The 4,234-nt window shown below is 76.5% G+C and carries 4 protein-coding genes; 3 read left to right on the plus strand and 1 reads right to left on the minus strand.

Annotated features, from left to right (window positions below; genetic code table 11):
• The 3 genes from HCN52_RS22405 to purU all read left to right on the plus strand — a co-directional run.
• Positions 1-1,227: hypothetical protein (locus HCN52_RS22405; RefSeq protein WP_168090255.1), on the plus strand; the 1,227-nt coding region annotated here is incomplete at its 5' end.
• 181 nt (positions 1,228-1,408) lie between these two features.
• The gene (locus HCN52_RS22410) at positions 1,409-1,855 is read left to right on the plus strand and encodes an SCO4402 family protein (protein WP_168090258.1); all 447 of its coding nucleotides are present in this window, start codon (positions 1,409-1,411) and stop codon (positions 1,853-1,855) included.
• 137 nt (positions 1,856-1,992) lie between these two features.
• On the plus strand, positions 1,993-2,877 hold the full coding sequence (gene purU, locus HCN52_RS22415; RefSeq protein WP_168090256.1) for a formyltetrahydrofolate deformylase: 885 nt from the start codon (positions 1,993-1,995) through the stop codon (positions 2,875-2,877).
• A 153-nt stretch (positions 2,878-3,030) separates the two neighbouring features.
• Here purU and HCN52_RS22420 read toward each other — a convergent pair whose 3' ends face one another.
• On the minus strand, positions 3,031-4,134 hold the full coding sequence (locus HCN52_RS22420; RefSeq protein WP_168090257.1) for a zf-HC2 domain-containing protein: 1,104 nt from the start codon (positions 4,132-4,134) through the stop codon (positions 3,031-3,033).
• Between the last annotated feature and the right edge of the window lie 100 nt (positions 4,135-4,234).

Below are 4,234 nucleotides of genomic sequence, written 5' to 3' on the forward strand. Positions count from 1 at the left end.
GCTCCCGAACTGCCGGCCGCGCCCGCCACCTCGCCCGCGCCCACCGCCCCGCCGGCGGCCGCGCACCCGGACGAGGGCGCCACCCAGCTGATCCCGCCGATCGTCCCCGGCGCCTCCCCCCTCTCGCCGGGCGGCCCGCCCGGTGCGGGCGGTCATCCGGACGAGGCGGCGACGCAACTGATCCCGCCGATCACGGCCGACGGCCCGGGGTTCGGCAGACCCGGCGGCCACCCGGACGAAGCGGCGACCCAGATGATCCCGCCGGTCCTCGGCGCCGGTGCGCCGGGTGGCCATCCCGACGAGGCCGCCACCCAGTACATTCCGCCGATCACGGCGGGCTCCCCGCCGCCCGGCGGGGTCCCGGGCGGGGGGGACGCCGGGGGAGGCCCCGGCGACACGCGGCAACTGCCGGCGATGAACGCCGACTTCATGTCGTTCTTCCACGAGGAGGACGGTGCGGCGCCGGTCGGACGGCAGCGGTCCGCCGGTCCCGCGCGCGGTGGCCGGCGCCGTCCCGAGAGCGGTGGGCGCGGCCGACTGAGCCCCGTCGTGCTCGGCGCCATCGTGGTGACGCTGTGCGCGGTTGTGGGCCTGGCGGTCGGCGCCGCCCTCACCCGGGGCGACTCCGGCGGGGCGAGCCAGCAGCAGGACGAGGGGCTCGGCGGGTCGGGTGCCCCGGCCGCCGACGCCGCCGACGACGAGCTGGAGGCAGCACGCGCCGCCGAGGCGGAGGCGGAGGCCGAGGCGGCCGCGGCCCAGCAGGCGCTCGCGGCCGAGCAGGCGGCCGAGCTCTCCGGGCTGCTTGCGGAGAGCGGCGAGAGCCGGGAGGCCGTGGTCGAGGCCGTCGGCGCCGTGCAGGAGTGCAAGGGCATCCGCCACGCCCGCCGTGAGCTGAGCGCCGCGGGCGAGCAGCGGCGACACCTCGTCGAGCGGCTGGACGGGATGACCCTGGACGCACTGCCCGAGCACGGCGAGCTGACGTCGGCGCTGCGTTCCGCCTGGCAGTCCTCGGCCGAGGCGGACGACCGGTTCGCGGACTGGGCGCGCGAGGTGCGCGAGGACCGCCGCCGGATGTGCCGCGGCGGCTCCGCCCGCCACACCGACACCTACCACCAGGCCGCCCGGGCCAGCGAGGAGGCCAGCGGCTCCAAGGAGCGGGCCGTCGAGCTGTGGAACCCCGTCGCCCGCGACCTGGGCCTGCCGGAGCGGGAGCCGACCGACCTCTGACCGGGGGCCGCGCCCGGGCCCCGCGGTGCCCGCCGCCGCGGCCGAGGCGGCGGCGCGGACCGGACGCCCCGGACGCCGGCGGCGGTCGGCACTCCGGAACGGGCCGACGCGCCGCGCACGTACGATCGATTCCGTGCAAGCTTCGGAAAGTTCTTCCCGTCGTGCCCGTCGGTCCTCCACCATGGGCGACATGCCGCTCAACGACATGCCGTGGTGGCGCTGGCGCGCCAACGTGCGCTCCGCGCTCCACATGCTCTCGGACCCGGTCTTCCACCAGGAGTGCTGGCTGGCCGGTGCGCCCGGGTACGGGGACATCACCGACGCCGTGTACCGGCTGGTCGAGGACACCTGGCTCGACAACTGGTCCGCCGACCGCTACGTCGGCGCGATCTTCCGCGATGCCCGCGAGGCGGCGGCGGTCGACGCGGCGGTGCTGCGGGTGCTGCGGATCCTGCACCAGGTCGGCCCGGACGCCCCGGTGAGCGAGTACCTGCGGCACCCGGACTGGACGGAGGCCGTCGCCGCGGCCCGCGAGGCCCATGTCCTGCTGGCCACCGCGGACGGCGACGACCCCGACGGCCGCCCGGGCACGTTGCAGGAGCTCGTGGCCGCCCAGCAGATCGGCTGACCGGCCCGACACCCGGCCCGGCTGCGCCGCCCCGTCGCCCCGCCCGTCCGCCGGTCGTGGGCGGTTCGCGGGCCGCAGCCGGACCCCGGGCGTCCACATGCCGGGCAGGGGCTCCGGATGTGCCAGGGTATGGGGGTATGACGCCCTCGCTCCCCGACGATCGGCCGGCGACCGCCGATCAGTACGTGCTGACGCTGTCCTGCCCGGACCGCCCCGGCATCGTGCACGCCGTGTCCAGCTACCTGTTCACGACCGGCTGCAACATCGAGGACAGCCAGCAGTTCAAGGACCCCGGGACGGGCCTGTTCTTCATGCGGGTGCACTTCTCCGCCGAGACGCCCGTCCCGCCGGAGAAGCTGCGGGCCGGCTTCGCCGCCGTCGGCGACTCCTTCGCGATGGACTGGCAGCTCGGGGACGCCGACCGGCGGATGCGGATCGTCGTCATGGTCAGCAAGTTCGGGCACTGCCTCAACGACCTGCTGTTCCGTACCCGGATCGGCGCACTGCCGGTCGAGATCGCCGCGGTGGTCTCCAACCACCGGGACTTCGAGGAGCTGACCGCCTCCTACGGCATCCCCTTCCACCACATCCCGGTGACCCCCGACACCAAGGACGCCGCCGAGGCGGAGCTGCTGCGCATCGTGGCCGAGCAGGAAGTCGAACTCGTGGTCCTCGCCCGCTACATGCAGGTGGTCTCGGACGACCTCTGCAAGCAGCTGGCGGGGCGCATCATCAACATCCACCACTCCTTCCTGCCGAGCTTCAAGGGCGCCAAGCCCTACCACCAGGCGCACGCCCGGGGCGTGAAGCTCATCGGCGCCACCGCGCACTACGTCACGGCGGAGCTGGACGAGGGCCCCATCATCGAGCAGGAGGTCGAGCGCGTCGGCCACGAGCTCTCCCCGGCGCAACTGGTGGCGGTCGGCCGCGACGTGGAGTGCCAGGCGCTGGCGCGCGCGGTGAAGTGGCACAGCGAGCGGCGGGTCCTGCTCAACGGCAGCCGGACCGTCGTCTTCGACTGACGCCGGCGGCACGGGCGGCAGTGGCGGCGCCGACCGCTGCCCAGCTGCCGCTGCCGCGGCGCGGGGGCGACCGCCCGTGACCGGCCCGCGCCCGTGACCGGCCCGTACGCCGTGCGGGCGGACGAGGCGGGCCGTGCGCCGGGCCGCCGCCGGTCAGAGCCGGGAGAGCCCCGCCGTCGCGAACAGCACGTCGCGCACCGCGCGCTGGTCGCCGTCCGCCCCCGCCGCGGCCTCCTCCAGCGGCAGCCGACCCGCCGCCAGCCGGCAGAACCCCGGCGCGGTCAGCACCAGCCGCGCCACGACCGCCTCCCGCGAGGTCACCGCCGTCGGCGAGTCCAGCGGGATCAGCCAGTCGCCGCCGCCGTCCCCCAGGATCTGCAGGTGGACGGTGCGGCCGGGCGCGCCGGCCGGCGCCAGCACCGGCGCCGAACTGGTCAGCCCCGCCCGCCGCCGGGCGGCGAGGGAGACGGTGAGCCGCCGCGCCGCCAGGTCGACCAGCGGCCGCAGGTGGTCCCCCGGGGGCGGCCCGTACGGGTAGTCCACCGCCTCCGCTATGTCGCAGGCGTGCACCCAGCAGGCGAAGGCGCGGTCCAGGAAGGCGTCCGGCAGTGGCACCGCACCACCCCCGAAGTCCTCCGGCGTCCGGTACGCGATCCGGATGTCCGCCTCGGCCGGCAGCCGGGCCGCCGCGACCACCATCGCGCGGCCCTGGTCCCGCCACGGCCCCCAGGCGCCGCGCGGCTGCCGTTCGCGCTCCGCTGCCGTGAGACGCCACCGCAGGTCGGTGCGCTCCTGCGGCGCGCCGCCCGCGGCGTCCGCGCCCAGCGGGTCCGGCAGCCCCAACTCGGGGCAGAGCAGCCCGTCCACGGCGGTGAGGTGGTCCAGCACCCCGGCGACGGTGGTGGCGCACCCGACCGGGCTGTCGCCCGCGTACCAGCGCAGCCGCACCGGCGCCCGCCACTCGTCGTCGACGAGGTCGTTCAGCAGGTAGTCGAGCCGTGCGGTCTCCGCCTCGAACGGGGCGGCCCACCGGGGAACCGGCAGTCGGGCCGGCCGGCGCGCCAGGCAGGTCTCCAGGACGCGGGTGCGCAGCGACTCGTCGAGATCCAGGGTGCGCTGCGGCTCCATCAGCGTGACCGCGTCCCGCAGGCGCAGCCCTTCCTCCGCGCAGCCGGCGCAGGTGTTGAGGTGGTGCTCGACCGCCGCCGTCTCCGCCGCCGAACAGGCCCCGAGGGCCCAGGCGCCGAGCAGCGACATCAGGTGGGTGTGGCCGAGCCCGGCGACCGATGGACCGGTTCGAGCGCGCCCCCGGCACGGACGCCTCGACGCGCGGCCGAGACCCTGGTGACCGCTCTGC

This window comes from Streptomyces bohaiensis (assembly GCF_012033785.1).
In the GTDB taxonomy this organism is placed as follows: domain Bacteria; phylum Actinomycetota; class Actinomycetes; order Streptomycetales; family Streptomycetaceae; genus Streptomyces; species Streptomyces bohaiensis.